The sequence below is a fragment of the uncultured Henriciella sp. genome (genome assembly GCF_964005855.1).
Classification (GTDB): Bacteria; Pseudomonadota; Alphaproteobacteria; order Caulobacterales; family Hyphomonadaceae; genus Henriciella.
The window spans coordinates 11,766-38,184 of the sequence record NZ_CAXFSW010000019.1 but is presented as its reverse complement, the minus strand read 5'-3'; the positions used below and the strand labels follow the sequence as shown (position 1 = coordinate 38,184).

25 protein-coding genes are annotated in these 26,419 nt (G+C 60.1%); 14 read left to right on the top strand and 11 right to left on the bottom strand.

Going from position 1 to position 26,419, the window contains the following annotated elements:
* Positions 1 to 348 precede the first annotated feature (348 nt).
* Entirely contained in the window at positions 349 to 1,263 is a 915-nt protein-coding gene (locus ABNU55_RS13915; RefSeq protein WP_348764482.1) for a S49 family peptidase, read from the top strand.
* On the opposite strand, the gene ABNU55_RS13910 is transcribed toward ABNU55_RS13915, so the two are convergent.
* Positions 1,260 to 1,487: a DUF6471 domain-containing protein gene (locus tag ABNU55_RS13910; protein ID WP_348764481.1), complete on the bottom strand. Its 228-nt coding sequence runs from the start codon at positions 1,485 to 1,487 to the stop codon at positions 1,260 to 1,262. The genes ABNU55_RS13915 and ABNU55_RS13910 overlap by 4 nt on opposite strands.
* Positions 1,488 to 1,587: 100 nt before the next feature.
* Between ABNU55_RS13910 and ABNU55_RS13905 the strand changes: the two genes are divergently transcribed.
* Positions 1,588 to 2,544: an IS1595 family transposase gene (locus tag ABNU55_RS13905; protein WP_348764480.1), complete on the top strand. Its 957-nt coding sequence runs from the start codon at positions 1,588 to 1,590 to the stop codon at positions 2,542 to 2,544.
* On the opposite strand, the gene ABNU55_RS13900 is transcribed toward ABNU55_RS13905, so the two are convergent.
* The 3 genes from ABNU55_RS13900 to ABNU55_RS13890 all read right to left on the bottom strand — a co-directional run bounded on the left by ABNU55_RS13900 (position 2,541) and on the right by ABNU55_RS13890 (position 3,860).
* Positions 2,541 to 3,044 (bottom strand): GNAT family N-acetyltransferase, encoded by a 504-nt coding sequence (locus tag ABNU55_RS13900; RefSeq protein ID WP_348764479.1) that lies wholly within the window; start codon positions 3,042 to 3,044, stop codon positions 2,541 to 2,543. The two genes, ABNU55_RS13905 and ABNU55_RS13900, sit on opposite strands and share 4 nt — an antisense overlap.
* A gap of 7 nt (positions 3,045 to 3,051) precedes the next feature.
* Positions 3,052 to 3,213, bottom strand: a complete 162-nt coding sequence (locus ABNU55_RS13895) for a hypothetical protein (protein ID WP_348764478.1) — start codon at positions 3,211 to 3,213, stop codon at positions 3,052 to 3,054.
* A gap of 185 nt (positions 3,214 to 3,398) precedes the next feature.
* Entirely contained in the window at positions 3,399 to 3,860 is a 462-nt protein-coding gene (locus tag ABNU55_RS13890; RefSeq protein ID WP_348764477.1) for a hypothetical protein, read from the bottom strand.
* A gap of 151 nt (positions 3,861 to 4,011) precedes the next feature.
* Here ABNU55_RS13890 and ABNU55_RS13885 point away from each other — a divergent pair, with 151 nt between their 5' ends.
* A complete protein-coding gene (locus ABNU55_RS13885; RefSeq protein WP_348764476.1) occupies positions 4,012 to 4,476 on the top strand; it encodes a hypothetical protein in 465 nt (154 codons plus the stop codon).
* 23 nt (positions 4,477 to 4,499) lie between these two features.
* Here the strand turns inward: ABNU55_RS13885 and ABNU55_RS13880 are convergent, their stop codons facing one another.
* From ABNU55_RS13880 to ABNU55_RS13870, 3 genes are all read right to left on the bottom strand, one after another.
* A complete protein-coding gene (locus ABNU55_RS13880) occupies positions 4,500 to 4,700 on the bottom strand; it encodes a hypothetical protein (protein ID WP_348764475.1) in 201 nt (66 codons plus the stop codon).
* Between the two features lie 190 nt (positions 4,701 to 4,890).
* The gene (locus ABNU55_RS13875; RefSeq protein ID WP_348764474.1) at positions 4,891 to 5,436 is read right to left on the bottom strand and encodes a hypothetical protein; all 546 of its coding nucleotides are present in this window, start codon (positions 5,434 to 5,436) and stop codon (positions 4,891 to 4,893) included.
* Positions 5,437 to 5,544: 108 nt separating this feature from the next.
* Positions 5,545 to 6,507, bottom strand: a complete 963-nt coding sequence (locus tag ABNU55_RS13870) for an IS1595 family transposase (protein ID WP_348764473.1) — start codon at positions 6,505 to 6,507, stop codon at positions 5,545 to 5,547.
* A 102-nt stretch (positions 6,508 to 6,609) separates the two neighbouring features.
* Between ABNU55_RS13870 and ABNU55_RS13865 the strand changes: the two genes are divergently transcribed.
* Positions 6,610 to 6,888, top strand: a complete 279-nt coding sequence (locus tag ABNU55_RS13865) for a DUF6471 domain-containing protein (protein WP_348764472.1) — start codon at positions 6,610 to 6,612, stop codon at positions 6,886 to 6,888.
* Between the two features lie 282 nt (positions 6,889 to 7,170).
* On the opposite strand, the gene ABNU55_RS13860 is transcribed toward ABNU55_RS13865, so the two are convergent.
* A complete protein-coding gene (locus ABNU55_RS13860) occupies positions 7,171 to 7,725 on the bottom strand; it encodes a Panacea domain-containing protein (RefSeq protein WP_348764471.1) in 555 nt (184 codons plus the stop codon).
* A gap of 202 nt (positions 7,726 to 7,927) precedes the next feature.
* Here ABNU55_RS13860 and ABNU55_RS13855 point away from each other — a divergent pair, with 202 nt between their 5' ends.
* The 4 genes from ABNU55_RS13855 (at position 7,928) to ABNU55_RS13840 (ending at position 12,256) form a co-directional block, all read left to right on the top strand.
* Positions 7,928 to 8,221 carry a hypothetical protein gene (locus tag ABNU55_RS13855; RefSeq protein WP_348764470.1) on the top strand — a complete coding sequence of 98 codons (294 nt, stop codon included), beginning with the start codon at positions 7,928 to 7,930 and terminating at the stop codon, positions 8,219 to 8,221.
* An 86-nt stretch (positions 8,222 to 8,307) separates the two neighbouring features.
* Positions 8,308 to 8,958 carry an ATP-binding protein gene (locus ABNU55_RS13850; protein ID WP_348764483.1) on the top strand — a complete coding sequence of 217 codons (651 nt, stop codon included), beginning with the start codon at positions 8,308 to 8,310 and terminating at the stop codon, positions 8,956 to 8,958.
* Between the two features lie 86 nt (positions 8,959 to 9,044).
* Positions 9,045 to 10,508 carry an ATP-binding protein gene (locus ABNU55_RS13845; RefSeq protein WP_290752141.1) on the top strand — a complete coding sequence of 488 codons (1,464 nt, stop codon included), beginning with the start codon at positions 9,045 to 9,047 and terminating at the stop codon, positions 10,506 to 10,508.
* Entirely contained in the window at positions 10,505 to 12,256 is a 1,752-nt protein-coding gene (locus ABNU55_RS13840) for a hypothetical protein (RefSeq protein ID WP_290752139.1), read from the top strand. Before ABNU55_RS13845 ends, ABNU55_RS13840 begins: the two co-directional genes overlap by 4 nt.
* Positions 12,257 to 12,278: 22 nt before the next feature.
* Here the strand turns inward: ABNU55_RS13840 and ABNU55_RS13835 are convergent, their stop codons facing one another.
* Positions 12,279 to 14,567, bottom strand: a complete 2,289-nt coding sequence (locus ABNU55_RS13835) for an NADP-dependent malic enzyme (protein ID WP_290752137.1) — start codon at positions 14,565 to 14,567, stop codon at positions 12,279 to 12,281.
* A 142-nt stretch (positions 14,568 to 14,709) separates the two neighbouring features.
* Here ABNU55_RS13835 and mutS point away from each other — a divergent pair, with 142 nt between their 5' ends.
* The 3 genes from mutS to ABNU55_RS13820 all read left to right on the top strand — a co-directional run bounded on the left by mutS (position 14,710) and on the right by ABNU55_RS13820 (position 19,940).
* Positions 14,710 to 17,391 (top strand): DNA mismatch repair protein MutS, encoded by a 2,682-nt coding sequence (gene mutS, locus ABNU55_RS13830; RefSeq protein ID WP_290752135.1) that lies wholly within the window; start codon positions 14,710 to 14,712, stop codon positions 17,389 to 17,391.
* A gap of 126 nt (positions 17,392 to 17,517) precedes the next feature.
* Positions 17,518 to 19,332, top strand: a complete 1,815-nt coding sequence (locus ABNU55_RS13825; RefSeq protein ID WP_290760411.1) for an SLC13 family permease — start codon at positions 17,518 to 17,520, stop codon at positions 19,330 to 19,332.
* Positions 19,333 to 19,388: 56 nt separating this feature from the next.
* Positions 19,389 to 19,940 (top strand): GNAT family N-acetyltransferase, encoded by a 552-nt coding sequence (locus ABNU55_RS13820; protein WP_290752131.1) that lies wholly within the window; start codon positions 19,389 to 19,391, stop codon positions 19,938 to 19,940.
* A 6-nt stretch (positions 19,941 to 19,946) separates the two neighbouring features.
* On the opposite strand, the gene ABNU55_RS13815 is transcribed toward ABNU55_RS13820, so the two are convergent.
* Positions 19,947 to 21,833, bottom strand: a complete 1,887-nt coding sequence (locus ABNU55_RS13815) for a gamma-glutamyltransferase family protein (protein ID WP_290752130.1) — start codon at positions 21,831 to 21,833, stop codon at positions 19,947 to 19,949.
* Positions 21,834 to 21,934: 101 nt separating this feature from the next.
* On the opposite strand from ABNU55_RS13815, the gene ABNU55_RS13810 reads away from it, so the two are divergent.
* Positions 21,935 to 22,711, top strand: coding sequence for an enoyl-CoA hydratase (locus ABNU55_RS13810; protein ID WP_290752127.1), 777 nt, complete (start codon positions 21,935 to 21,937; stop codon positions 22,709 to 22,711).
* Between the two features lie 62 nt (positions 22,712 to 22,773).
* Here ABNU55_RS13810 and ABNU55_RS13805 read toward each other — a convergent pair whose 3' ends face one another.
* The gene (locus ABNU55_RS13805; protein WP_348764469.1) at positions 22,774 to 23,883 is read right to left on the bottom strand and encodes an NAD(P)-dependent alcohol dehydrogenase; all 1,110 of its coding nucleotides are present in this window, start codon (positions 23,881 to 23,883) and stop codon (positions 22,774 to 22,776) included.
* A 182-nt stretch (positions 23,884 to 24,065) separates the two neighbouring features.
* On the opposite strand from ABNU55_RS13805, the gene rpsT reads away from it, so the two are divergent.
* Entirely contained in the window at positions 24,066 to 24,329 is a 264-nt protein-coding gene (gene rpsT / locus ABNU55_RS13800) for a 30S ribosomal protein S20 (RefSeq protein ID WP_290754742.1), read from the top strand.
* A gap of 469 nt (positions 24,330 to 24,798) precedes the next feature.
* On the top strand, positions 24,799 to 26,268 hold the full coding sequence (locus tag ABNU55_RS13795) for a DnaA/Hda family protein (RefSeq protein WP_290754741.1): 1,470 nt from the start codon (positions 24,799 to 24,801) through the stop codon (positions 26,266 to 26,268).
* Positions 26,269 to 26,419 lie beyond the last annotated feature (151 nt).

Genomic DNA, 26,419 nt, shown 5'->3' with positions numbered 1-26,419 from the left:
GTATCACTCGCCCATCATGGCGTGCTTTTCCTCGACGAACTTCCTGAATTTCCCGGCATTATGGCGCAAAGTCCGCAAATGTGATGTGAAGCACATCGTTTTGGTAGATATGCGCTAAATTAATCGCATCCACCCGATTCTCATTTGTGAAAATCGTGCTACATCCTGTGTGGCTTTCAGGGAAGTTGGCTATGAATGAATTGATTGAGGCCTTAGCGGGGAAACAAGCCGAAGAGAGTGAAACCCTTCGGTTTTTGAGGATGCTTGGTAATTCAGGTGACACCCCTACTCGTGTTGTGGTTGATACGTATTTGACCGGAGACACACGAAATCCTTGGGGGGATCAGAATGCCAGAGTGGAGCCAGATAGCAGGCGAGGCGACTAAAGAGAGCACCTTTGATATAGTCAGACGACGATACTTGAAGGCGCTTCACGAAAAAACCGGACGCAATGTCATTGCGTATTATTCGGGCTGGCTTCAAAAGCCCGCGCTTCAACAACAGACTGGCAATGCTGTCGATCTTGGCATTAATGATGCTGACAAGAATAGCTTCATGGCGACTATTCATGAGATGGATCGCAGCAAGGGTCTAGATCTCATTCTTCATACGCCGGGCGGCAACATGGCCGCCACCGAGTCGCTGGTTGAGTATCTGAGAGCAATGTTCGGGCGTGACATTCGCGCCATCATTCCCCAAATCGCCATGTCTGCGGGAACGATGATTGCCTGTTCCTGCAACGAAATCATCATGGGTAAACATTCGAGTATCGGTCCCATCGACCCCCAAATGGGCGGCATGCCAGCTCATGGAATACTGGAAGAATTTGAAAAAGCCGCTGAGGAAATCAAGAAAGATCAGTCACGCATTTTGGTCTGGCAGCCCATCCTTCAGAAAATCAATCCAACCTGGCTTACCGAGTGCGAAAAGGCGACCAAATGGTCAGAAGAGATGGTTCTGGAATGGCTGGCATCCAACATGCTGATGGGGAAGCGCAACAAGACCGCCAAGGCCAAAAGCATTGTAAAGGCCTTAAGCGATACCGCTCAAAACAAATCACATAGCCGCCACATCGGCATGGAGCGGGCCACGCAGATAGGGCTCAATATTTTTGAGCTGGAGAAAGACCAAGAGCTTCAAGACTTGGTGTTAAGCGTTCATCACGCCTACATCGTCTCGCTTCAAAGTACTGCCGCCTACAAAATCACTGAGAACCAACTGGGACGAGCGTTTGTGCAGCAGGTCCAGTTGCGGGCAGGCTAAGCCAGCTGCACGTCCTTCGCCCCGATGGCGTCCATGCACATTATGAAGAATGCCGTGGTGAAGCTGCCCCGGCTTATCTTGTTGGTCAGGTTCCGCTCTGACTCCGGGCTGCCGAGATTGGTCAACCGCTCCGCAAGCTCGCGATAGGTCAGCCCTCGCCGCTTAAGCTCTGCTTTCAGTATATTCTTGGCGCGCGTCTGATACATGGCGTCTACGTCTGACATAGGGAATCTCCAAAAAGCATCATATACGATGATATACACCCTTGACGGCGGTGATGTATACATCTAATTACGGTGATGAACCTCACCGGATATGATGTAAATGGCTCAACACTTTCTTCTCTCGCCCGCCGCCAAGACGCTTTCACTCGCCAAAGTGCTTCGCATGTCAGACGAAGATGCAAAGTCATCCTTCCGCGCGCTGCGATGGGCTTCAACGGACGGTGAGCCTGTTTGCCCCAAGTGTGGCTGCCTCGATCATTCCGATCTTAAGCGCCCTGACTACTGGCAGTGCAAAGGCTGCAAGTACCAATTTAGCATGACCAGCGGCACGATCTTCCATAGCCGCAAACTGAGCGTTCGCGACATACTGGGCGCAATCGCCATCTTCACGAATGGCGCGAAAGGCTACAGCGCCCTCCAGCTTTCCCGTGATCTGTGCATCACCTACAAAGCCGCCTTCGTTCTCTGTCACAAGATGCGCGAAGCGATAGGCGCTGCACGCGATGAAGGCGCGCTCTCCGGTAACGTGGAAGTCGATGGCGCGTACTTTGGTGGCTATGTGAAGCCTGCCAACCGCCGCGAAGATCGGAAAGACCGCCGCCGCAAGGTTCACCAGTCCGGCAAGCGCCAAGTTGTGATCGCCATGCGCGAAACCAAGGGCCGCACGCTCACGGGCGTTGTCTCGAATGAAGCGGAAGGTGTGGCCCTGACCCGCGCCAACGTCCAAGCTGGCGCAACCGTCCACGCTGACGAAGCCGCTCACTGGGATAAGCTGGCTGCTCACTTCCCGATAAAGCGTATCAATCACCAGAAGGCGTACTCTCAGGACGGCGCGAACACCAACGCCGCTGAGAGCTTCTTTAGCCGCATCCGCCGCGCCGAAATCGGCACTCACCATCACGTTGCAGGCAAGTACCTCGCTGCCTACGCAACCGAAATGGCTTGGCGCGAAGATGCCCGCCGTACCGCCAACGGTTCACAGTTCGCTATGATAGTGAGCGCAGCGGCCGTCGCGCCGAAGTCGGACGCTTGGTGCGGGTACTGGCAGAAGCGCTAAGCCACAGCGTCGGCGATGGCGGCACGGGGGATGTACATATCCAGATTGTCTTTTGTGTCTGGATCGATGTACTCAAATCCGAGCTTTTCGTAGAATTTGCACGTTTCTGCATCTACCGCAGTCAGCCACAGGCAATAAACTCCAACGTGCTCCGAGATTTCGAGCGTCCGTTTGAAGGCGTCGTACATCAATGCAGAGCCAACGCCCTTCCCCTTGGCTTCATTTGTAACGCCAAGCGTCGCAAAATAGACCGCCGGAATATCCCGGCGGCCATATCCGATGTTCTTGATTACCTTTGGCTGCAATGACCGTATGGTCAGACTATACAGACCTAAGACTTTTGAGTGCCCATTGTCAGTGCCCGCAAAAACCCTCGCCTTGTAAGCAGCGTGCTCCTTATGGCAGGTTTTGCGGCACCAATTATCGATGAACTCATTATCGCAACAGAACTCTTCCCGATCATGCGCGTCGGTGAGTGCGCCTATTACGAGATCTACCAAACCTGCGTTAGCCGGTCTTTAGAAGCTTCTTGCCTCGCTGGAGGTAAGCCTTAAGTTCCGGCTTCGCCTTCTGCGGGGTCTCACAGTTCTTCACAAGAACTTTAAAATGCTTTGGCTTCACGCGCGCTGATCCGGTAGGGGTGCGCGGTGCGGTTTTTGCTGCGGCCATAACACTCTCCTTCCTTGGATGCTTTGCCTGTATCAACATCTGATAGGCTACGCGGTTTCCGTCAATATTGGGTTGACAGACTCAAGGAAATGTGTTACGAGCGTCCGCTCTTGGACGTTTGAGCGGTCGCTCGTCAACAGGCTGAGAATTATTTTTACGTTACGCGTTAAAAAGATTCAAGCTGACTATTTTGCAACTCGCCACAGCTTATAAGGGCCGTTCGCGTCGTGCTGCGTCGTCCAACCCTGATCCTCGATTAGCCCTTGGTTCACGCATGTCTTTATGCACGCGCCGATACGCTTCCTTATTGTCGTAAGCGTGGCTTCGTCAGCTGATAGGCCGCGATCTGCTACCCATAGCTCTGTGATCTGGCGTGAGGTCATAGGCTCCGACGCCTCGCGAAGCGTGTTCAGAACGAAGCGCTTCACGCTGCCTTTCTCCGCGCGGTGCTTCGTGACGTATTCCTTTATCGCGTAGGTGTCCGCGTTCGGATCGAACAGACGGATAGCCGCGTCCAAGTGGTCTATGTCCACGGTGAGCTTCTTGATCTCCGCTTTGTATTTCTCGCGGAGGGCTTGAAGCTCTTTGTGTTTGGCGACGAGGCCGGACACGGTGTTGGGGCGGTCGTATGTGATTTCGTTTGTCATAGTGGGCGATGAGTAACATCACCGTTTATGATTGTCTACACATCACATTTGCGGACTTTGCGCCATAATACCGGAATTTCCCGGTATTATGGCGCAAACTCACCAAAGATGGTGACTTGTTTTCATTGAGATTTCACCATATACGGTGATTATGACCCATGAGATTTCATACGACCGTCCCAACACCGTCTCCGGCCTCGTCGCAAAACACAAAGAGCTTCAAGCCCTCCGCGAGAAATACAAAGCGGAGATCAAGAAGCTCACTGTGGACATAGACCACCTGGACGCGGCTATCCGCTTGTTCGATCCGAACGCGGACACCTACGCGATAAAGGAATACGTCACGAAGCACAGGGCCGAGAAAGGCAGCGTGAAACGCTTCGTCCTGTCCACGCTTCGCGAGGCGTCGGAGCCTATGACCTCACGCCAGATTACAGAGCTATGGGTCGCAGATCGCGGCCTATCGGCTGATGAGGCGACCATGAACGCGATAAGGAAGCGCATCGGCGCGTGCATAAAGGCATGCGTGAACCAAGGCTTGATTGAAGATCAAGGCTGGACCGCGGACCACGACGCGAACGGGCCTTACAAACTCTGGAAAGTGAAAGAGGGGTGACCGTGTGGTCACCCCTCCCCAGTCTACTGAATTACCGGGAAGTCCGGCGGGAGCTGCTTCGCTGGCGGAATGTTAGGGCCGATGCGTCCCTTCATCACGTCAGCAATGCCGCCCTGATTGATACAATAGTATGACGCGATGGGCGCATACTTGTAGCCCTTGGAGCGGGCCAACTTGATCACGCTTGCAATTTCTGGCGTGATTTCCTTGCGGCTGTATGCCATAAAAGGATTTCCTTTGTATCGGAGCTAGCGGACAAGCGCTGTCGTCCAAACAAGCTGTGCTTGTCCGTTAGACTCTTGATCTTCATGCTGATTCACGATAAAGAAAATCCTAGGCAGGGTTTCCCCTGCCTAGGACGGATTATCGTATTATGATGCTGTTAAGCAGCACTGATATCACCTCCGTTTCGCATTAGCCGAGCAGGCTTTGAAGACGTGAGGAATTTTCCTCACAATTAGAAGCCCCGGACGGTGCAACGTCCGGGGCTTCGGCGACTTGGCCGACAGCATCATCTTCATTATTGCTATCGGAAAAGCTTAACGCCCTCACCCAGCCATCGGGTGTGGATACGAAATCATCTGAATTGCTCAACATTGCGCTGAGATTATTGCGCGGGTTAGTGCCGGGCACTTCAAGGCCGGCACGTTCTACAGAATCGAAAATTTGGCCAGTGGTATAAGGTCCGTCGTGATCGCCAAAGAAGCCGTCCACATGCTTAAGGATCCGCTCTTTTATCGCGGATCGTGAGGACCGTGACCTTTGCCTGACAGGCGGTTGAGTAGCGGGCTGACTTCCCGGCATACCCGGCATCACCACACGCGAAGGTGCCTGCTCACCGTGATATAGCGCAAGCGAATGCTTCAAGGCCTCCAGCTTTTTAAAAGCGGGATGCTCTGCAAGCTCTGCCTCAAGTGCCGAAATTTCGGCTTGGAGGTGCTGTACGAAATCCTTGGACATGGCCGATTCTCCATCTTGGCCATACATTTACATACTCCAAGCCAAGCGCACAAGCCCAAGGATTGTGAATCTGTGTGAATCTGTGTGAATCTCGAACAAACCGCAAACCTAGGCGGGTTTGCGCTGCCAATACCCGCACCAAGCGGCAGACTTCGGAGCGATGGCCGCTGCGCTAACTATCATGGCGAACTGCGAGCCATTGGCCGTGCGGCGAGCATCTTCACGCCACGCCATTTCGGTTGCGTAGGCAGCGAGGTACTTACCTGCGACGTGGTGGTGCGTGCCGATTTCGGCGCGGCGGATGCGGCTAAAGAAGCTCTCAGCGGCGTTGGTATTCGCGCCGTCCTGAGAGTAAGCCTTCTGGTGATTGATCCGCTTTATCGGGAAGTGAGCAGCCAGCTTGTCCCAGTGAGCGGCTTCGTCAGCGTGGACGATTGCGCCGGCTTGTACGTTGGCGCGGGTCAGGGCCACGCCTTCCGCTTCATTCGAGACAACACCTGTGAGCGTGCGGCCTTTGGTTTCGCGCATGGCGATAACGACCTGGCGCTTGCCTGACTGGTGAATTTTGCGGCGGCGGTCCTTGCGATCTTCGCGGCGGTTGGCAGGCTTCACATAGCCGCCGAAGTATGCGCCATCGACTTCCACGTTGCCGGAGAGCGCGCCTTCGTCGCGTGCGAGGCCTATGGCTTCGCGGAGCTTGTGAAGCAGCACGAAAGCGGCCTTGTAATCACAGCAGAGGTCACGGGAAAGCTGGAGAGCGCTGTAACCCTTCGCGCCGTTCACGAAGATGGCGATTGCGCCGAGAATGTCGCGGAGGCTCAGCTTGCGGCTATGAAAGATGGTGCCAGATGTGATCGAGAATTGCTTGCCGCAGCCTTTGCACTTCCAGACCGGACGGCTCTTGAGGTTATAGTGCTCAAGGCAGCCGCACTCAGGGCAGACAGGCTCACCATCTGTGTCCGGCCAGCGGAGCTTAGCAAACGATTGCGAAGCCTGGTCGTCTGACATGCGCAGAACTTTCGCGAGCGAGAGCGTCTTAGCAGCGGGGGAGAGAAGGAAGTGTTGAGCCATAATTTGTAATCACCATTTTTGGTGAGCTGAATATGCCCCTTCACCTAAGCCCGGTCAAGTGCTATTTTCACCAAATCAGGTGATTTATGATTGGAGCCACTAATGGCCGTCGCGACCGCAAAACGCAAGAGTTCCCCGCCGCCGAAACCGGAGGCCAGGAAGTCCCTCCCCATAAATGTCGAGTATGAAGATAAGGCCAAGGCGCTGCTTCGGGAGTATCTGGCAAAGACGGATAACGACTACGCCTCGCTTGCGGAAAAGCTCAACGGCATGGGCATAGAGATAACGGCGCGGGGGCTTGAGAATAAGGTCAGCCGGGGCAGCTTCTCGGCAGCGTTTCTATTGCAGTGCATGGATGCGATTGGTGCGGACGCTTTTTAACTGCAACGCCGCTAATCGGCTTCAGAAACGTGCCAAATTGCTACTTCGCGCTCTCCGATTTCAAAAAGAAAACGAAGTGACGGAAGACGGCGCGTTTTTGGTGTAACTGTTAGCCGTATGTCTCGATCCTCGAAGGCGTCGCAATGCTCGCCTTCGGCAGATGGATTGCGCTCAAGGGACCATTCTAATTGGTCCAGAACTTCATGTGCATGCGGGCATTGCAGCTCAATTTTTTGGAACCAAGCAGCCTCAAAAAACTCGGAGTGTACGATCCGATATGGATTACGAGGGCCAGGCCTGATTCGCATAGACTAAGGCAGTCTCCTTCGCCCACTGGCGATCAGAGTCTTTAACCTCAACCGGCGCTAATTTCAAAGAAGTGGTGTAGGGAATTACTTCGCCCAGCTCGGCAGCTTCCCATGCCGCGTTGTGACTTATCTCGCTGATTTCCTTGGCGCTCTTGCCTCGGACGTACTCTGACACTTCGCGCAAAAGGTTGATTTCCGCATCTGAAAGCCGAGTCCTGCGCGGGGCTCCATGTGGCACATAGGTTTTCTTTAAGAAGCCGTGATAGTCCGTTTCCTCAACACTGAGCAAACCCTCAGCGGACAACTCAGCGACCGCGGCCGTTAGGTAGCGAGCTGTCGGCCCAAACTTTTGCTTTAGATACTCAACACCAGTAAGCGGCCTACCTTCGTCCAAGAAGGTGAGCATGTCCGCAAAATACAGGATCTTGTGCAGCTTGACGTTCCCAAGCTCCTCTGGCGGGCACAGAGAGGCAACCGTCCAGATGGCGTCTTTGAACTTCTCTCTGTCGAACTGAATATGCTGGCCCATTCCGAATCACTTCCCTGAAGGCTCACAGGCTAGCACGGGCAGACGTATTGACAAAGCGGCGATTCTGAGTCCGGCGGGAGATTCGAATCGCTAGTTCGAACTGAGACAGAGCAGTATCCATGCGTCTCAGTTCCCGCTTTAGTTAAGCGGCTCAACCAAATCATCTCAGGTGTAGCCCCCTTAACTGAGGGGAGCTGTTTTCATGAAATCAAACGACGCACTGGACGCGCGCATCAGCGCGCTCGAAAACCTGGTGTCTGTCTTAATCTTGTCGCGCGTGGCAGAGTGGGAAAACCCAAGCGACGAGATGAATAGAATATTCTCAATCGCATACGAAATAGGGATGCAGCGCGTGGACGGAAGCCAGCCGGGGCCAGAGCTTGCCGCCGCCGGGAAAGCGTTTACCGCTATAGATCGAATGTTTGAGCTAATGACGAGGTTTATAGATGAGCTGGAACGACGAACCCGACTACACGCCACAATTCAAATGGCGTGACCTGATATGGGTCGTGCTTTTCTTTGTCGGATTTCTCGCGCTTATGGGCGCTTTTCGATAGTCACCATATTTGGTGAGTTTGCGCCATAATACCGGAATTTCCCGCGCAGGTTCTCGACAGCCTGCGCCAGCCGCTGGAGGATGGCGCCGTCGTTATCTCCCGCGCCAACCGCCATGTCCGATACCCGGCCCGGTTCCAGCTGATTGCGGCCATGAACCCCTGCCGCTGCGGCGGGGGCCCCGGCGACGGGGCCTGCCGGAGGGGCCCGTCTTGCGCGCGCCAGTATCAGTCGCGCATCTCCGGGCCATTCTTCGACCGTATAGACCTCTTCTACGACACACCGCCAGTCACAGCCATGGACCTTGCCCTGCCCGCTCCAACCGAAGGCACGGCCGAAGCCGCCAGACGCGTTGCGGCGGCGCGCAACATCCAGACCGAACGCTATCAGGACCACCACCCTGACGAAGGCCGCCGCGCCATCAATGCCGACGCCTCGGCCCGCCGCCTCGTTGATATTGCCTCTCCGGATGAGGCGGCGAGCGCCCTGCTTTCCGACGCCGCCGCCAAGCTGGCCCTGTCGGCCCGCGCCTATCACCGCGTCCTCAAGGTCGCCCGCACCATCGCAGACCTCGACGGCGCCGGCGGAGTCAGGCGCGTCCACGTCGCCGAAGCCCTCAGCTACCGCCGCCGCGTCGCGGACGAACAGGGCGCGCTGGAGCCGAAACTCGCACACTGACCTGATGCGCGGCACATGGTGAAGACACCGCCCGTCCGGCGCGGTGTTTAAGCGTTTCCTCAATTTTTGAGGGTATACCTCGCGCCATGACCCACAGACTCTCGCCCGAACAGGCTTTTCTTGCGACGACCAGTCATGAGATCCGCACGCCTCTGAACGGTATTCTCGGCACGGTGTCCCTGCTCCTCGAAACGGATCTGGATCCGGCCCAGAAGGAATATGCCGAAGCGATCCGCGCCTCGGGGGCGCGCCTGCTCGATCTGCTCAACAATGTTCTCGATTATGCCCGCCTCGATACGGGCTCGTCCGAGCTCGAGCTGGAAGTCTTCGATGTACGCGATCTTGCCCGTGAGGTGACCGAACTTCTCTCCCCGCGCGCACACGCCGCCGGTCTTGACCTCGGCGTGCTCTGCCGGACGGGCGTCCCCGCCCAGCTCAAGGCAGACGCCGGCAAGCTCCGCCAGATCCTGTTCAACCTGATCGGCAATGCGCTGAAATTCACCGAAACAGGCGGCGTACTTGTCGATATGGATTTCAAGGACGGCGCGCTCCACCTCACCGTGCGCGACACAGGCCCCGGCATTGCGCCGAAGGACCAGGCAAAGCTGTTCGACGCCTTCCGTCAGACCTCCGCAGATGACGCGCGCAAGGATGGCGGCGTGGGTCTGGGCCTCGCCATCGTCAAACGTCTCAGCGAAGCAATGGGCGGGCGCATCACCCTGGCCAGCGAGCCCGGTCACGGCGCCTGTTTCAGCGCGGAGCTGCCTGTTGAAATGGTCGAGGCGCTTGATGAAAGACTAGGCGGCCAGCTCACCGGCCAGACCATCGCCTTTGCCGGCCTGCCCACCTCGACCGCCCTGTCGGCCTGGGGCGCCCTCAAGGATCAGGGCGCGCAGATCCAGCTCATCGAAACCGCCGCCCAGGCCAGGGCAGCCAGGCCCGACCTCATCATGGCCGCCGCGGAACTCTCCGAACGGCAGGTGAAGGCCCTCACAAAGATCGCCCCCGTCCTCATCGTCGTCCGCCCGGCAGATCGTGGACAGCTCAGCCATTTCCATGAGCTGGGTGTCGCTGGCTGGCTTGTGCGCCCCTTGCGCAATTCCTCCCTTGTCGAGCGCGCCCTGCTCGCCTCGCATGGTGTCGCCTCACGCGAGGAAGAAGACCGTCCGGCCGCCGAGGGCCGCGTCCTCATCGCCGACGACAATCCCGTGAACGCCCTCATTGCAAGACGCGCCTTGGAATCTGCCGGTTTCTCCGTCACTGTGGCCTCGACTGGCCGCGAAGCGATCGACCTTGCAGAAACCGTGACGCCCGGCCTGATACTAATGGATTTGCGCATGCCGATCATGGACGGTTATGAAGCGATGAAAGCCCTCAGAAAGGCCGGTCAGACAATGCCTATCATTGCCATCTCTGCCGAAATCGATCCCGAAATCGAACGCCGCGCCCGCAAGGCCGGCGCCAACGGCGTTGCCGCAAAGCCGCTCGACGCAGAGGCGCTGCGCCGCCTCGCCACCGACTGGACCGCGCGCCAGCAGGGCGCCGCATGAGCCACGCTGCAGACGACACAGCCGCCGCCCCGTCCGGTCCACGCTGGTCGCGTGCCTTCCGCGCGCTGAAAGACCGGCGCATGCTCGCCATGCTGCTCCTGTCGCTGGCCGCCGGTCTGCCCTATGGCGCGGTCCTCGGCACGCTCAATGCCTGGCTGACACAGGGCGGGGTCAACCCGTCCACCATTGGTGTTCTGTCGATCATTACCCTTGGCTATTCCTTCAAATACCTCTGGGCCCCGGCCTTCCAGACTCCGAAATCACCGCCCCTCATGCCCTTCGGGCCGCGCCGCTCATGGCTGATCCTGTTTCAGGTCCCGATGGCTGCGCTGCTCGCTATCCTCGCTATCTCCGATCCGATCAGCAATATCGGCTATGTCGCCATCATCGCGCTTCTGATCGCGCTGATGTCCGCCACGCATGACATCGTGCTCGATGCCTGGCGGATCGAGGTTGCCAGGTCTGAGGAAGACAAGGATCTGATGTCGGCGCTTTATCAGTTCGGCTATCGCGCCTCCATCTTCGTGACCGGCTTTATCGCCCTGCTTCTGGCTGCGCGTATCGGCTGGGTTGCGGTCTATCTCATCATTGCGGCGATGCTCTTTCTTGCCGTTACCGGCTCGCTTATCGCCCCCGAACCCGAAGCCTCAGAGGAGAGCGAGGCCGAACGGGTCACATTTCTCGCCAGCCTGCCGCGCCTCGTCCGCGACCGGTTCGCCGGCCTCGTCGCCCTCTCCTGGATCGGCGCGGGTCTGATGATCACCATTTTCATGGTGCGCACTTTCACGGCCGCAGAGCCGCCCAGCCCAGCCGCCTTCGTGCGCAATCAGGGGCCGATCATCATCGGCCTCACCGTGCTGCTTCCGGCGCTCCTGTCGGTTTACCTGCTTCGCCACCACAAGGCGGTGCCTGCCAGGATCGAAGTGGCCGAGCCCGGAACGGGCCGTTTTGAAAAAATCATGGCCTCCCTCTTCCGCGCGATCTTTGATCCGCTGCTGGAGTTGATCGGACGGCTGAAATGGGGCGCCCTTCTGGTCCTTCTTCTGGCGCTGACCTACCGTTTCACCGACTCCGTCTGGGGCGCATTCGCCTATCCGTTCTATCTCGACGACCGGTTCGGCGCACTGCACCACTCCCTGGATGACGTCGCCATCGCGTCAAAATTCTTCGGCGTGATCATGACGATTGCCGGCGCGGCGCTTGGCGCAGCGGTCATCACCTTCGTCGGCCGCATGCCTGTCCTGCTCCTCGGCGCCTTCCTGGCCGCCGCGACCAATCTTCTTTTCGCAGACCTGTCGGCTGGCGGCGCGGCCATGGACGCCTTCCTGCAGTTTACCCATCTCGGCGCCCCCCTGCGGGAGTTTGCCGGCTGGGCCGCCACGATCAATCCTGACCCGGTCGCGCCAGATCAGGGCCAGCGCATGGCACGGCTCATGATGGCGATCGCAGCAGAAAACCTCGCCGGCGGCTTTGCCAGCGTGGCCATCGTGGCCTTCCTGACGTCGGTGGTGAATCCCCGCTTTGCCGCGGTTCAGTATGCGCTTCTGGCCTCGCTCAGCATGCTGATCGGCACGCTTGGCCGTCCCTGGCTGGGCGCGATGATCGAGTCCGATGGCTATTACACCGTCTTCATCGTGACCTTCTGGCTGGGCATGATCGCCGTCGGTCTGTGCGTGATCGAGTGGATCAGGCAGGCGCAGCGCCCGGCAAGCCTACCGGGCGCAATCGACAGCGGATCGCAGGATTGAAATCTGGGCCGGACCGGCCGGCTTATTCTGCCGGCTTGATGTGGCCCAGCTTGTCGATGTCGAAGGCGGCGAAGGTCGCAAGGTTCACGATATCGTTCACCGTGGCGCCCAGCGAGGCGATCTGAACCGGCTTCTCGAAGCCCAGCAGGATCGGCCCGATCACCGTTGCCCGGCTCATTGAGGTCAGCAGCTTGGTCGCGATAGCGGCTGAATGGATCGCCGGCATCACGAGCACGTTCGCAGAATCGGTGAGGCGCGAGAACGGATAGACCAGCTTGTGGCCCGGATTCATTGCGACATCCACGGACATGTCGCCTTCATATTCGAAGTCGACATCGTCGCGCGCATCCAGCATGGCGACGGCCTCGCGGACTTTCTCCGCGCGCTCGCCCATCGGGTTGCCGAAGGTCGAGTAGGAGACGAACGCCACGCGCGGCGTAAAGCCAAGCGCCTTGACCGAGCTTGCCGATTCCCGCGCGATCCCGACAAGATCCTCTGCCACCGGCAGTTCCGTGATGGAGGTGTCGGCGATGAAGATCGTCTTGCCGCGATTGATCACCATGGACATGCCGATGACCTGCCTGCCCGGAATCGGGTCCAGAACGGTCTGCACATCCTTGAGCGCGACATCATAGTTGCGCGTGACACCCGTAATCATGCCATCGGCATCGCCGAATTTCAGCATGCAGGACCCGAAGACGTTCCGGTCCTGATTGACCAGACGCTGCGCATCGCGGCGCAGGAAGCCCTGCCGCTTGAGACGGTCATAGAGATAGTCGGTATATTCCGGATTGCGGTCCGACAGGCGCGCATTGATGATCTCAAGCGAGCCTTCCGGCACGCCCATCTGCTGCATGGACCGGGTCACCTGCTCTTCGCGGCCGATAAGCACCGGCTCGCCAAGGCCCTGGTTCTTGAACGAGTAGGCGGCGCGAACGACGCTCGGCTCCTCGCCCTCCGCAAACACGATCCGCGCTTTCTTCTCACGCACGGCCGCCTGCACGCTCTGCACGAAGGACGCCGTCGGATCCAGACGGCGCGCCAGCGAGCGGCGATACTCGTCCATGTCCGGGATTTCCTTACGCGCAACACCCGTATCCATCGCAGCCTGCGCCACGAAAGGCGGCACAAAGCTGATGAGACGCGGATCGAACGGGGTCGGAATGATATAGTCGCGGCCAAATTGCGGGCGCGAGCCATGATAGGCGGCGGCCACTTCGTCCGGCACATCCTCGCGCGCGAGCTCTGCAAGCGCCTGCGCGGCGGCAACCTTCATTTCCTCATTGATCGACCGGGCGCGCACATCGAGCGCGCCGCGGAAGATATACGGGAAGCCGAGAACGTTATTGACCTGGTTGGGATAGTCGGAGCGGCCCGTGGCGATGATCGCATCGTCGCGCACCTGCTTGATCTCTTCCGGCGTGATTTCCGGGTCCGGGTTCGCCATGGCGAAGATGATCGGGTCCTTCGCCATCCCCTTGATCATGTCCTGCGTCACCGCACCCGCGATGGAGAGCCCCAGCAGGACATCAGCGCCTTCCATGGCTTCGGTCAGGGTGCGCTTTTCGGTCTTCACCGCAAAAGCGGACTTGAACTGGTCCATCTTCTCGGTGCGGCCCTCATAGACGACTCCGCTGGAGTCGCACATCAGGATGTTTTCCGGCTTCACGCCGAGATGCCGGATCAGCCCCGCACAGGAGAGACCTGCAGCACCGGCGCCGGAAACGGCAATCTTTACATCTTCCAGCTTGCGGCCGGTGATATGACACGCATTGATCAGACCGGCCGCAGCAATGATGGCGGTGCCATGCTGGTCATCGTGGAAGACCGGGATATCCAGCTCCTCGCGCAGCCGGCTCTCGATGATGAAGCATTCCGGGCTGGCAATATCTTCCAGATTGATGCCGCCCCAGGTCTCACCGATATGCTTGACGGTGCTGATGATTTCCTCGGTGTCCTTGGTGAACACCTCGACATCGACCGAATCCACATCGGCGAAGCGCTTGAACAGGACGGACTTGCCTTCCATCACGGGCTTCGACGCCATCGCGCCAAGATCCCCAAGACCCAGGATCGCCGTCCCGTTGGAGATCACGGCGACCATGTTGCCCTTGGACGTATACTCATAGGCCAGGTCTTCGTTTTCCGCGATCGCCTTCACCGGCACGGCCACGCCTGGACTATAGGCAAGCGACAGATCGCGCTGGGTGGCCATAGGCTTCGTCGGGGTGACCGACAGCTTGCCGGGCTGGGGCTGGCTGTGGAAGTCGAGCGCTTCCTTGTCGGTGAATGTCGGACGCTTGGACGTCATGGCGGCTGGCCTTCGGATTTGCACTGATACTGATAATGTTTCTGACGACCGTCTCTAAGCCGCTGCGGATGGGGCGACAACCCGGCGAACGCTGGTTATTTCGGTTGCGCACACGCCCTGCGAATCCGTTAAGCTTACCCCCATGCCCGACACAGCGACCCGCCCCCCGCCAGAAAGCAAGGCGCCGACCCCCTTCATGGCGCAATATCTCGACATAAAGTCGAGGCACGCCGATGCCCTGCTTTTCTTCCGCATGGGTGACTTCTACGAGTTGTTCTTTGAGGATGCCGTCCGCGCCGCAGAGATCCTCGACATCACGCTGACCGCGCGCGGCGAACATGAGGGCAAGCCCATTCCCATGGCGGGCGTGCCCTATCACGCGTCCGAAGCCTATCTCGCCCGGCTCATCAAATCCGGCGAACGCGTCGCCGTCTGTGAGCAGACAGAGAGCCCGGCCGAAGCGAAGAAACGCGGCTCCAAGGCCATTGTGAACCGCGAAGTCGTGCGCGTTGTCACGCCCGGCACAATTACTGAGGACACGATCCTCTCGGCGCGCCGGGGACAGACGCTTGCCGCCATTGCGCTGACGACGGGCGGGGCGGATGCTGCGATCGCGGCCTGCGACGTGTCCACCGGCGCTTTCGAAATCCGGGAGGTCTCGCCAGATACGCTGGGCGAGGAACTGGCCAGCCTGCCGATCAGCGAGCTCCTTGTCACGGATGAGGATGACGCCCGCCCGCTCGTCGCGCAGGTCATGTCTGCACTGCAGATCCCGGTCACCCGCCGGCCGAACGGGGCTGCCAGTCCTTCATCCGGGGAAGCGGCGCTGAAGTCCGCCTATGGCCTCGCTGCCCTCGATGGTTTCGGCAGTTTCAGCAAGGCAGAACTTGCCGCCTGCGGCGTCCTTCTGGACTATCTCAGCCTCACACAGGCGGGCGCCGATATTCGCCTCGACCCGCCCCGTCGCCGCGCAAGGACAAGCACGCTCTCCATCGACCCGGCCACCCGCGCCAGTCTCGAAATCGACCAGGCCATACAGGGCGGGCGAAAAGGCACGCTGCTCGCCACAGTCGACTGCACGCTGACCGCCCCCGGCGCACGTCTCTTCGCAGACCGTCTCTCCCGGCCAGAATGCGACCGCGACATCATTGAGCGGCGCTATGACGCGGTCTCCTTCTTCCTGTCGGAAACAGACCTTCGCGCCGATATCCGCGCCTGCCTGAAAGCCGTGCCCGATCTGGAGCGCGCCCGGACCCGGATCCGGCTCGAGCGGGGCGGCCCACGCGACCTTCAGGCCATTGCAAACGCCGTTCGTGAAGGCGGCGCACTCGCAGAGGCCCTCTCCAGCCTGCAGACCGGCTTGCCCGAAGACGTGGCAGAAGCCGTCCAGGCCCTCGACCCGGCCAGGAACGAAGCGCTGGCAGCGCTCGCCAGCGACCTTGCCGATGCCCTCGCCGAAAGCCTGCCGACCCTTGCCCGCGATGGCGGCTTCATCGCCGATGGCTGGGACCAGACGCTGGACGAGTCCCGCTCGCTGCGCCGCGACAGCCGCCAGATCATCGCGGAGCTTCAGGCCCGCTATTGCGACGAGACGGGCATCAGCGCGCTGAAGATCAAGTTCAACAATGTGCTCGGCTATTTCATCGACGTCCCCGCCCGCCACGGCGATGCGCTGCTGAAGCCGCCGCACGCGGAAACCTTCATCCACCGCCAGACCCTCGCCTCCAACATCCGTTTTTCCACAGCCGAACTGTCAGACCTTGCCGGCCGCATATCCCGCGCCGAGGAAGCCTCACAGACCCGCGAGATGGAGCTCTACCAGGAGCTTTGCCTGCGCGTGGAGGCGGTCAATGACGCCATTTCCGCGGCCGCCCACGCGCTGGCCAGCATCGATGTGGCAACGGCCGCCGCCGAATGGGCCGACCGCAATGATGCCGTCCGGCCCGAGATCGCAGCCACGCCCGTTTTCCAGGCATCAGGGCTTCGCCACCCCGTCGTCGAGGCCGCGCTGAAGGCTGAAGGCGAAGGCTTTACCGCCAACGACCTGACACTCGACGCGGCGGGCGAGACCGGCCCCCGCCTTGCGCTCGTCACCGGTCCCAACATGGCCGGCAAGTCGACCTATCTGCGGCAGGCCTGTCTGGCTGTCATCCTCGCGCAGGCCGGCCTGTTCGTCCCGGCAAAATCACTGACCCTCGGCCTTTCAGACCGTATCTTCTCCCGGGTCGGTGCCTCTGACGATCTTTCGCGCGGGCGCTCCACCTTCATGGTCGAAATGGTCGAGACCGCAGCCATCCTGAATCAGGCGACGGAGAACAGCTTCGTCATTCTCGATGAGGTGGGCCGCGGCACCTCCACCTATGACGGCCTTGCCATCGCCTGGTCGGCTGTCGAACACCTGCACAATATCAACAAGTGCCGCGCGCTCTTCGCCACCCATTATCATGAGCTGACAGGCCTGGCCGATGAACTGGCCTGCGCAGCCAACTTCTCGCTGCGCGCCAAGGAGTGGAAGGATGAGCTTGTCTTCCTGCACGACGTCGCGCCCGGCGCAGCCGACCGGTCCTATGGCGTTCAGGTCGCGCGGCTTGCCGGTCTGCCAAAACGGGCGGTGCGCCGCGCCGAACAGGTGCTCAAGAAGCTCGAGACAAAGCCCGGCGCCGTCGAGGCCCTGCCGCTCTTTGCGTCCGTCGCAGAAGAGCCCGACCCCTTCGAGTCGGCAGAGGATCACCCAGCTCTCAAACTTCTCGACGCCGTCAGCCCGGACGACCTCACCCCGCGCGAGGCCCTTGAGCTTCTCTACAGGCTGAAATCCGAGCGCTAGGGCAAGCCATCTGCTCGCCGCGCAGATTCGCATGCCTCAAGCGTCGAGCATTTCTAAAATGACCATTGCGTTGACCGAACCTGTCGTCATCTATCGATAGAGCGAAATGACACCGGTTTCCCTTTCATGCCCGACTTGACCCTGCCGCAGGAACTCCAGATCACGCTCGTCTTCGCGCTGCTGATTGCCGTTTTCGTCAGCTTCCTGCGCGAGAAGATCCCCGCTGACGTGGTCGCGCTTCTCGCCATGTCGGCCCTGCTGCTCACGGGCATCCTGTCGGTACCCGAAGCGCTCAGCGTGTTTTCCAACGCCGCGCCGATCACCATCGCCGCCATGTTCGTCCTCTCCGCCGCGCTGGAGCGGACCGGTGTGATCGCTGCGGCCGGTAATCAGGTCATCCGCATTGCGAAGAACTGGACCCCTTCCGTCGCGATCCTGGCGCTCATGTCGATTGTGGTGACGCTGTCGGCTTTCATGAACAACACCCCCATCGTGGTCATCCTGATCCCGGTGGCGATCCGCCTTGCCCAGACCATAGGCACATCAGCCTCCCGCCTTCTCATCCCGCTCTCCTTCGCCTCGATCTTTGGCGGCATGACGACGCTGATCGGCACATCGACCAACCTCCTCGTCGATGGCGTGGCCCATGATGCGGGCCTTGAGCACTTCGGCATTTTCGAGATCACCGGCGCGGGCCTCCTCATGGCGATTGCCGGCACGGCCTATCTCGCGCTCTCCGGCCGCTGGCTGCTGCCGCATCGCGACACGCTGGCGGACCTCCTGCCGACGACGAAGAACCGGCGCTTCATTGCGCAGGTGCTCGTCCCGGTCGATTCCATCCTTGTCGGCAAGACGATCAGGGAAACGGGTTTTACCGCCGAAAAGGGCTTCACCGTCATCGACGTCATGCGCGCCAACCGCTCGCGCCGCGATGAGCTGTCCTCCCTCGTCCTCGAAGCCGGCGACCGCCTGGTCATCCGCTCACCCGTCTCTGAAATGCTCAGCCTGCGCGAGGCAGGCAATGTCGCCATCGGATCGGGCTCGGAAAGCCAGCGCCATGCCATCGAACCGGTCCAGACCAGCGAGACGGTTCTCATGGAAGGCGTGGTCGGCCCGGAATCGCGCCTTGTCGGCCGGCCGATTGTCGGAGCAGGTCTTGTGCGTCTTTACGGCGTCTATGCGCTCGCCATTCACCGGCGCGGGGAAAATATCAGCCTCGAAGGCCGGGGCATCCGGTTCAATATCGGCGATACCGTCCTTGTCGAAGGCCCGCCGGCAGGCCTGCGCCAGATGTTCGACGACATCATGCTGAGCAATCTGACAGAGACCTCGGAACGCCCGCTGCGCCGGGACAAGGCGCCGATTGCCATCGGGGCCGTCCTCGCCGTGATGGTGCTGGCCGCCCTTGGCGTCATGCCCATTGCCGGCCTCGCGCTGAGCGCGGCAGCCCTCGTCATCGCGCTTGGCTGCCTTGATCATCAGGAGGCCTATAAGGCGATCCAGTGGGATATTCTCATGCTCATCTTCGGCATGCTGACCCTCGGCATGGCGCTGGAAAATTCAGGCGCCGCCGCCCTGCTCGTCAATTCCATCGCCGCCCCTGTCGGCGTCTTCGGCCCGCTGGCCGCGCTGGCTGTTGTCTATCTGCTGACCTCCACCATGACAGAGGTCATCTCCAACAATGCCACCGCCATCCTGATGACGCCCATCGCCATCGGCCTCGCCCAGACCCTCGGCGTGGACCCGCGCGCCTTCGTCGTCGCGGTCATGTTCGCAGCCAGCGCCAGCTTTGCCACGCCCATTGGCTATCAGACCAATACGCTGGTCTACACCGCCGGCGGCTACAAGTTCAGCGACTTCGTCCGCATCGGCCTGCCGCTGAACCTTCTATTCTTCGCTGTGGCCATGCTGGTCATTCCGTTCTTCTGGCCCCTGGCATAAGACCGCCGCCGCCCCGCCCATCTACCCTGCCCAGGACACTGCAAGAGGAGCTTCGATTGACGGACCGCTTCACACACCGGATTGCAACGCTCGACGATATTCCAGCCATCATGGACCTCATGGCGGCTTCCATCGAACACAATATGCGTGAGTTTCTGAGCGATGATGAAATCGCCGCCGCGCGGGAGTCGATGGGCGTCGACAAGACGCTGATCAATGACCAGACCTATTTCGTGATCGAGACAGAGGCAGGCGGCACCACAGTCATGGTGGCCTGCGGGGGGTGGGGGAAACGCCGCACACTTTTTGGCGGCGACACCACGTCGGGGCGCGATGACAGCCTTGCAGACCCGGCGATCCACGCCGCACGCATCCGGGCCATGTACACCCATCCCGAATGGATCCGAAAAGGGCTCGGCACGCTTCTTCTGGAGCTTGGGGAGAATGCTGCGCGTGAGGCTGGCTTCAGGACGATAGAGCTCGGCTCCACTGTGCCAGGTGAACCTCTCTACAAGGTGCGCGGCTACACCGCTTTCCACCGTGAAGTGCGGACAGGCGCCAACGGCCTGCCCAACACCATCATACACATGCGCAAATCGCTCGTCTGAGACAGGCTAGAACCCGCCCGCGACACCATCCTTGCGCATCTCGGTCGCCGCGATCCATGCGCCGGACTCAAAGTCCTTCATGATCGCTTGATAGCCGCCGCCATTGGCCTCACAGCACTCGACCGTATAGCCACGGCGCTCAAGCTCGGCGCGCGTTTCCGGCGGGATCCCGCTTTCCAGATGAACGACGCCCATATCGTTGATGCACGGGTCGCCTGAATAGTCGTCGGTCGGCTCGCAGCCGCCGGTATGCTCCCAGCGGGCCGCATCGCCGGCCTCCTGCAGGCCCATGTCAAAGTCGATCAGGTTGAGGATGATCTGCGTATGGCCCTGCGGCTGCATCCCGCCGCCCATCAGGCCAAAGCTCATCCAGGGCTGATAGTCGCCATCAACCTGCTTGTAGGCGAAGGCCGGAATGATCGTGTGGAAGGGCCGCTTGCCCGGTTCGAAGACATTGGGGTGGTCCGGGTCGAGGCTGAAGAGCTGGCCGCGGTCCTGGAACATGAAACCAAGACCATCGGCGACGAGGCCAGAGCCCATGCCGCGATAGTTCGACTGGATCAGCGATACCATCATGCCGTTCTGGTCTGCGACGGTGAGATAGGTTGTATCGCCCTCTTCCAGCGTCTCATCGGCGGCGAGGGAGGCGAAATCCATGCCTGCCTCGACCTGCGTCATCGGTTTGTTGACGTCGATCAGCTTGGCACGTTCTTCATTATAGCCTTCACGGATGAAGACTTCCGGGTCGATGCCACTGAAGGCCGGGTCGGCATAGCCCTTGGCCCGGTCGGCAAAGGCGAGCCGCTTGGCCTCGACCTGAGCGGCGATGGAATCCGGCGAGCCATGCCCCATGCCGCGAAGGTCGAACCCTTCCAGCATCTGTAGCATCTGCAGCGCAGCGATCCCTTGCGTGTTCGGCGGCAGTTCGCAGACCCGCGTCTCTCTATAGTCGGCGCAGACCGGTTCGACCCATTCGCCTTCATGGGCGGCGAAATCCTCATAGCGAAGATAGCCGCCGATCCGTTCGAAATAATCGCCCATGGTGCGGGCAATCTCACCCTCATAGAAGGCAGAGCGCCCTTCAGCGCCAATCGTCTCAAGCGTATCGGCAAGGTCCGGATTCTTGAACAGCGTACCTTCGCGCGGCGGCGGCGAGAAATAGGTTTCCTTGGCGTTTTCGAATTCCTCGATCATGCCGCTTGCCGCATATTGCGGGAAATTCGCGGCGCTGCGGTTCCAGTAATAGGCAATGACTTCAGGGATCGGCGCGCCCTCGCGCGCATAGGTCACGGCCGGCGCCAGAAGCTCATCCATGCCGGTCGTGCCAAACTTGTCATGCAGCGCGAACCAGCCATCCACTGTGCCCGGCACAGTGACCGGCGCGGCGCCATAGGGCGGGATTTCCTCGCCCTCCATATATTCATCCGCAGCCGCCTGCATGTCCTCTAGCGTCGCGCCCATGGCAGAGCGGCCTGAGCCATTATAGCCGTAGAGCGTGCTCGTCTCCGGGTCCCAGACGATGGCGAACAGGTCCCCGCCAATGCCGTTCGCCGTCGGCTCGACAAGGCCCAGCATGGCATTTGCCGCAATCGCCGCGTCGACGGCATTGCCGCCATCTTCCATCACATTGAGCGCCACGCGGGTCGCCAGCGGATGCGCTGTCGCCGCAGCCGCATGTGGCGCAACGACGGAAGACCGCGTGCCAATGTCGCGGCCTGACGGCATCCGATCACCTTCGGCCGGGTCGCTGTACTCGAAGGGTGCCGGCACATTGCCCGCCGCACTGTCTTCAGCACTCACGGCCTGCGCCAGCGCTGCCGGTGCCCAATTGGCCGTCACCGCAAGGAGCAGCGCGCCCGCACCTGCCGTTCTCTTCAGAGTCATATTCATCATCGTGGTCACTCCCTATCGACGCCGGTGTCGTCTTCGCCTATGGCTCCCAACTTGCGGCTCCGGCCGCGAAAGGCAAGCAAGGACAGGAACCAGATCACCTCATGGCCTATGAAACGCTATTGACCGAAGTCGATGATGCGGTTGCGATCATCACGCTGAACCGCCCAGACGCGCTCAACGCCTTCAACAATGCACTGATGGACGAGCTGACCGAAGCCCTCGACAGGTTCGACAATGATGCCTCCGTGGGCTGCATTGTCATCACCGGCTCCAAGAAGGCCTTTGCCGCGGGCGCCGATATCAAGGAAATGCGCGAGCAATCCTATCTCGACGCCTATTATGCGGACTTCATCACCCGCAACTGGGAACGCGCCTCCAAGATGCGCAAGCCCGTCATCGCGGCGGTGTCCGGCTATGCCCTCGGCGGCGGCTGCGAGCTTGCCATGATGTGCGACTTCATCCTGGCGGCAGAGAATGCAAAATTCGGCCAGCCGGAAATTACCATCGGTGTCTCTCCGGGCGCAGGCGGCACCCAGCGCCTGACGCGCTTTGCAGGCAAGTCCAAGGCCATGGAAATGTGCCTCACCGGCCGCATGATGGACGCTGAAGAAGCTGAGCGCTGCGGCCTCGTCTCCCGCATCGTGCCGACCGATGACCTCGTTGACGAGGCAAAGTCAGTGGCCCGCAAGATTGCGTCCATGCCGCGCGCGACGGCCATGATGACCAAGGAAATGGTCAACGCCGCCTATGAAACGACGCTCAGCCAGGGTGTCATGTTCGAGCGCCGCCTCTTCCACTCCCTCTTCGCGACCGAAGACCAGAAGGAAGGCATGGAAGCTTTCGTCGAAAAGCGCGAGCCGCACTTCAAGAACAGGTAGACGGCAGACCTGACGATAAAGACAAGGGCGCACCCGGATCGGCCAGGTGCGCCCTTATTGTATCAGGCATCCTTATCCATGATGAGGACCGGCTTGATCGCCTTGCCCTCTTCCATGTCATGGACGGCCTTGTTGATATCCTCGAAGGGATATTCGCTCACCAGCCGGTCGAACGGGAAATTCCCGTCGAGATAATGCTGGATAAGGCGCGGGATGAAGACTTTCACGACGCTGTCGCCTTCGACACAGCCGACAATCTTCCGACCGCTCAGAATGTGCTCATTGGCATCGAAATCATAGTCGGTGCCGCCGGGCGGTGCGCCGACGACCAGAAGCGAGCCGCGATTGGCAAGCGCGGCCCAGCCAGCCCGCGCGGCCGGCTTGGCGCCCGAACACTCGATCACGGCATCGACACCTTCCGGCGCAATCTTGCGCACCATCTCAGGCACCTCGCCATCGCCGGCATTTATCGTATGGGTCGCACCAAGCTCACTGGCGAGCTTCAGGCGCTCCTCCTGCATGTCGATGGCGATGATCGGATGACAGCCTGCAAGTTTCGCCGCCATCACCGCTGAAAGCCCGACACTGCCGACACCGCTGACCGCGATGGAGGTGCCCGCACGCGGCGCCAGCGTATTCAGAACAGCGCCCGCGCCGGTCTGGATACCGCAGCCCAGCGGGCCGAGCAGTTTCAGCGGCGCCTCATCGGGCACTTTCACGACATTGCGCTCATGGGCGATGGCAAAGGTCGCGAAAGACGACTGCTGGAAGAAGGCGCCATTTACCTCGCCACCCAGCACGGGCTTGTCGGAACCAAGCCGCTTGTTGAGGAAGTTGAGGTCGGTGAAATGGTCGCAATAGGCCGGGTCCCCTTCCATACAGGGCCGGCAATCGCCGCACGAGCCATAGCTCAGCACGACCCGGTCGCCTTCCTTCAGGTCGTGCACATGTGCGCCGGCGGCCTCAACCACGCCAGCGCCCTCATGACCCAGCACCACCGGAAAATTTGCCGGCAGCACGCCGTCCCGGACGGCAAGGTCGGTATGACAAAGACCTGTCGCGACAAGTTTGACGCGGACCTCATGTGGACCCGGCTCATCTATCTCGACATCGGCAATCCGGAATTCGGCTTCGGACTTGTCGACAATGGCGGCACGCGCTTTCTGTGGCATGATTGTCTCCTTCTGCTTGTGCAAATTCAAAGCCTGCGGCGGGGGATCGTTCCTGCGCCCGTCCGACGCACCCGGAAGGGCGCTGCGCTTTCTTCAGCGAGTGCAGCCCCTCACAGTTGACGCGGCAGGGGCCTTTGGGTATGTCCGCCGCTTGCGTCCGACGGGACACTCAGGAGTTTTTGATGGCGAACACACGCTCAGCCAAGAAGATGGTGCGCAAGATCGCGCGCCGCACGGAAGTCAACACCGCACGCCGCTCGCGTATGCGCAGCTTCATCCGCAAGGTGGAAGAAGCAATCGCATCCGGCGACAAGTCCGCTGCCCAGGATGCGCTCAAGGCCGCCCAGCCGGAAATCATGCGCGCAGCCGGCAAAGGGGTTCTTCACAAGAACACCTCGGCACGGAAGATTTCGCGCCTCAGCGCCCGCGTGAAGGCGATGGGCTGACGCGATCTGTAGAAGATACAGTTGAATGCAAATTTGCAGGGCCCGCATGGTGTATCATGCGGGCCTTTTTTATGGCTTTCTAAGCCTCTAAAAACATCGGGTTTTTGACAGTCAAAGGGGTGTTTTCCACAGTGTTTGGACCCCCTGAAAGTTGACAGAACAAAATCGGAACACGACACTCGTCAAAGTAGCACAAATCGTTCCTATAATTTTTTTCAGCTGCCTAGCAGCTTGATTCACAGTGGCTTTTGGCGACCCCCGAAGGTGTCAAGAATATAACTACGGCTGATTCGAAAAAAGGCCGCTGGACACGTTCAGAAGCCCTATGTTTAAGTTAACCCATCGACGGAATTTGATCTCTGTACGGCGTAAAAAATCAACGGGCCCCAAAAGGCCCGAACGCCCGAGCTATGATCGCAAGTCGACGCGTAGAGAGTAGGACCAAAACACAGATAGAGGGGAAGATCCTATGGGGCTGCAAGAAGAATCTGGCAGACGAGAGACTGAGAAGAATACCAACACTCAACGCGGCGACAATCACCGGGGCATGGATCTCTGGCGGGCAGTGCTCGAGGATGCACGCAGCGAGACCTCTGCCCACGACTACAACACCTGGATTTCAGACCTGCGCTTTGTCGCTGATGACAATGGTACAGTCCTGATCGCGGCGCGCGACCAGCTCGCCTGCGACCGGATCAACTCGTACCACCGGCCAATGCTGCGCCGCGCCTGGCGCAAGGCCGATCCGCGCCAGCGCGCCCTGAAGATCACCTGCTGGAAGGATATCCCGGCAGACACGCGCGATCTCGTCGGCAATCCCTGGCGCGCGGATGAGACAGCGGCCCAGGCAGCCGAAACGCCCGCCGCCAGCGCACAGACCTCGTCCCAGCCGCGTCACGGCGAAGCGATGAGCTTCGATACGCTCATTGTCGGCGACACCAACCGCGCCGCCGTTCGCCTTGCCGAAATGATCGTGAAGGACGGCCAGATCTTTGCTGACGTCGCGCTCATCTATGGCCGTCAGGGCACCGGCAAGACCCATATCCTGCGCGCCATGGAAAAGGCGATCGCCCGTCAGGAAGATGGACGCCGCGTGACCTATATGTCGGCTGAGGAATTCATGACCGCCTTTGTCGACGGCGCGCGCGACGGCGACACCCGCCAGCTCAAATCGCAGGTGCGCCACAACGACCTTCTCCTGATCGACGACCTTCAGTGGATCGCGAACAAGAAGAAGACCGATGAGGCTTTCTTCGCCACCCTTCGCTCGGTAACAGCCGAAGGCGGCCGCGTCCTTCTCACCGCCGATGAGGCACCCGGTGACCTGAAAGGCTTCTCGGCGCGCATGCGCGGTGAGCTGATGGGCGCGGCAGCCGTCGAGGTTGGCCTGCCCGATCAGGAAATGCGCCGTGAGATCGTGAAGCTCCACACCAGCCTGATCCAGGCCGGTCAGCCGAACTTCATCCTCGACGAGGAGATGACCGAAAAGATCGTCTCCACCGTCCGCGGCCCGGGCCGGGACCTCTGCGGCGTGCTCTACTCGCTGCAGACAGAGACCCGCTATGGCGAGGTTGAGCCGACGCTGGAAATGCTGGGCACGGTGCTTCGCCGCCAGCAGGGCGAGTATCAGGCCCCGTCGCTCGACAATATCAAGCGCGCCACCATGCGCCATTATGAGCTGACCAAGTCGGAGATCGAAAGCGCCAGCAAGTCGCGCTCCATCTGCGCGCCGCGTCAGGTCGCCATGTATCTCTGCCGCGAGATGACCGACAAGTCGCTGCCCCAGATCGCCCGCGCCTTCTGCAAGAAGGATCACACCACGGTGATCCATGCCTGGCGCAAGGTGAAGAAGCTGATGCAGACTGATCCGGAGATGGTCCGGCAGGTCGAACAGGTGCGCGAGACCGTGTTCGACATCCAGTCCGAAGGCAATGGCTGACGCCCAGGGCGCCGGCCGGCTGAAATCTCCGCAGCGTTTCGCCGCTCGGGGCTTGCAATTTCAGCGATTTTGACAAGTGTACTCGGCCCGTCTCCCCGCAGGAGGCGGGCCGATTCGACTGAAACGCCCGGCCATCCGGGCAGGAAAGATG

What these genes read in the sequence shown, in the direction of transcription:
- mutS (WP_290752135.1), top strand. Translation starts at nt 14,710, where the DNA reads ATGCCCGACACAGCGACCCGCCCCCCGCCAGAAAGCAAGGCGCCGACC.
- ABNU55_RS13845 (WP_290752141.1), top strand. Translation starts at nt 9,045, where the DNA reads ATGACCCACAGACTCTCGCCCGAACAGGCTTTTCTTGCGACGACCAGT.
- ABNU55_RS13885 (WP_348764476.1), top strand. Translation starts at nt 4,012, where the DNA reads ATGACCCATGAGATTTCATACGACCGTCCCAACACCGTCTCCGGCCTC.
- ABNU55_RS13860 (WP_348764471.1), bottom strand. Translation starts at nt 7,725, where the DNA reads ATGGGCCAGCATATTCAGTTCGACAGAGAGAAGTTCAAAGACGCCATC.
- ABNU55_RS13910 (WP_348764481.1), bottom strand. Translation starts at nt 1,487, where the DNA reads ATGTCAGACGTAGACGCCATGTATCAGACGCGCGCCAAGAATATACTG.
- ABNU55_RS13880 (WP_348764475.1), bottom strand. Translation starts at nt 4,700, where the DNA reads ATGGCATACAGCCGCAAGGAAATCACGCCAGAAATTGCAAGCGTGATC.
- ABNU55_RS13795 (WP_290754741.1), top strand. Translation starts at nt 24,799, where the DNA reads ATGGGGCTGCAAGAAGAATCTGGCAGACGAGAGACTGAGAAGAATACC.
- ABNU55_RS13835 (WP_290752137.1), bottom strand. Translation starts at nt 14,567, where the DNA reads ATGACGTCCAAGCGTCCGACATTCACCGACAAGGAAGCGCTCGACTTC.
- ABNU55_RS13810 (WP_290752127.1), top strand. Translation starts at nt 21,935, where the DNA reads ATGGCCTATGAAACGCTATTGACCGAAGTCGATGATGCGGTTGCGATC.
- ABNU55_RS13890 (WP_348764477.1), bottom strand. Translation starts at nt 3,860, where the DNA reads ATGACAAACGAAATCACATACGACCGCCCCAACACCGTGTCCGGCCTC.
- rpsT (WP_290754742.1), top strand. Translation starts at nt 24,066, where the DNA reads ATGGCGAACACACGCTCAGCCAAGAAGATGGTGCGCAAGATCGCGCGC.
- ABNU55_RS13875 (WP_348764474.1), bottom strand. Translation starts at nt 5,436, where the DNA reads ATGTCCAAGGATTTCGTACAGCACCTCCAAGCCGAAATTTCGGCACTT.
- ABNU55_RS13905 (WP_348764480.1), top strand. Translation starts at nt 1,588, where the DNA reads ATGGCTCAACACTTTCTTCTCTCGCCCGCCGCCAAGACGCTTTCACTC.
- ABNU55_RS13825 (WP_290760411.1), top strand. Translation starts at nt 17,518, where the DNA reads ATGCCCGACTTGACCCTGCCGCAGGAACTCCAGATCACGCTCGTCTTC.
- ABNU55_RS13805 (WP_348764469.1), bottom strand. Translation starts at nt 23,883, where the DNA reads ATGCCACAGAAAGCGCGTGCCGCCATTGTCGACAAGTCCGAAGCCGAA.
- ABNU55_RS13865 (WP_348764472.1), top strand. Translation starts at nt 6,610, where the DNA reads ATGGCCGTCGCGACCGCAAAACGCAAGAGTTCCCCGCCGCCGAAACCG.
- ABNU55_RS13895 (WP_348764478.1), bottom strand. Translation starts at nt 3,213, where the DNA reads ATGGCCGCAGCAAAAACCGCACCGCGCACCCCTACCGGATCAGCGCGC.
- ABNU55_RS13840 (WP_290752139.1), top strand. Translation starts at nt 10,505, where the DNA reads ATGAGCCACGCTGCAGACGACACAGCCGCCGCCCCGTCCGGTCCACGC.
- ABNU55_RS13915 (WP_348764482.1), top strand. Translation starts at nt 349, where the DNA reads ATGCCAGAGTGGAGCCAGATAGCAGGCGAGGCGACTAAAGAGAGCACC.
- ABNU55_RS13815 (WP_290752130.1), bottom strand. Translation starts at nt 21,833, where the DNA reads ATGATGAATATGACTCTGAAGAGAACGGCAGGTGCGGGCGCGCTGCTC.
- ABNU55_RS13870 (WP_348764473.1), bottom strand. Translation starts at nt 6,507, where the DNA reads ATGGCTCAACACTTCCTTCTCTCCCCCGCTGCTAAGACGCTCTCGCTC.
- ABNU55_RS13855 (WP_348764470.1), top strand. Translation starts at nt 7,928, where the DNA reads ATGAAATCAAACGACGCACTGGACGCGCGCATCAGCGCGCTCGAAAAC.